The sequence below is a fragment of the Streptomyces sp. NPDC059524 genome, from assembly GCF_042749255.1.
Lineage (GTDB): Bacteria > Actinomycetota > Actinomycetes > Streptomycetales > Streptomycetaceae > Streptomyces > Streptomyces xanthii.
Map to the genome: position 1 here is coordinate 1 of NZ_JBHYTK010000116.1, position 1,109 is coordinate 1,109.

Here is a 1,109-nt window from a genome sequence, read left to right on the forward strand (position 1 = left end):
TCCCCACACCCCGCTCCGCACGACGAAGGCCCGGGCGTCGAACGGATCAGCCGTTGTGCGCACCGTTGCCGGAGAGAACCGGGATGTCGCTGAGGATGTGCGACAGCGGCTCGTCGCCCTTGGCCTGCGTCGAGTTCTCCGTGCACTGCTGGTTCTGCGGGTTCGACAGGACGTTGATGTCCTGGACCGCGATCGGGACGGCGCCCACGATCGAGCCGACGTTGCCCTTGACCGGCAGGCCGACACAGGGCTTGTTCAGCGAACCCTGGACCAGGCCGAGCTGCGGGCTCATGTCGCCCTCGGTCACCGAGTTGCCGAAGGACTGCGAGGCGCCGTTGCCGGACAGCGACGTCGTGCCCGTGTCGTCGCCGATGGCGAGGGCCTGGGTAGCGCCCGCGGCCGAGACGCCGACGACGGAGACCGCGACGGCGGCGGTGGCCATAACCTTCTTGAGCATTTGTCTGTTCCTTTTCAACAGGCACCGGTTGCTGCGACCGGGACAACTGCCCGAGGTGCCGAGAGGTTCTCCGGGTTCACTCGAATGCCCGAATGTGCGCAACCGATCGCGTGCGGCGGAGTTGACCCGAGTGCCTCCCAGCAAAAGCGAATGAAGGGGAACCCCTCACCATGATGAAGAAGGCGGCCGCCGCTGCGGCCCTCACCGCGTCGGTCATCGGTATGTCGGCCGCGGCCGCCCCGTCGGCCCTGGCCATCGGCAACGACGGCGGCACCACGTCGCTGTCCGGCAACGGCGCCTCGCAGGCCTACGGCAACTCGGCCACCTACGGCAACATGAGCCCGCAGATGGCGCTCATCCAGGGTTCGCTGAACAAGCCCTGCATCGGCCTGCCCGCCAAGGTCAACGCCGGCTCGATCCTCGGCGTCGTGCCGATCTCGGTCCAGGACGTCAACGTCCTGTCCTCCCCGCAGAACCAGCAGTGCACGGAGAACTCGACGCAGGCCAAGGGCGACGAGGCTCTCTCGCACATCCTGGACGACATCCCGGTCCTGTCCGGCAACGGTGCGGGCAACCACTGATCACACCCCGATCAGGTCGGGCCGCCGGTCTTACGGCGGCCCGACGCCGTTTTACGCCCCGGACGCCTCAG

General features: G+C 67.8%; 2 protein-coding genes. One reads left to right on the forward strand and one right to left on the reverse strand.

Annotated elements, in window-relative coordinates; all coding sequences use genetic code 11:
* Positions 1 to 46 precede the first annotated feature (46 nt).
* Positions 47 to 457 (reverse strand): rodlin, encoded by a 411-nt coding sequence (locus ACFW9D_RS27225; protein WP_384625902.1) that lies wholly within the window; start codon positions 455 to 457, stop codon positions 47 to 49.
* A gap of 170 nt (positions 458 to 627) precedes the next feature.
* On the opposite strand from ACFW9D_RS27225, the gene ACFW9D_RS27230 reads away from it, so the two are divergent.
* Entirely contained in the window at positions 628 to 1,038 is a 411-nt protein-coding gene (locus ACFW9D_RS27230; protein WP_188337575.1) for a rodlin, read from the forward strand.
* Positions 1,039 to 1,109: the final 71 nt, after the last annotated feature.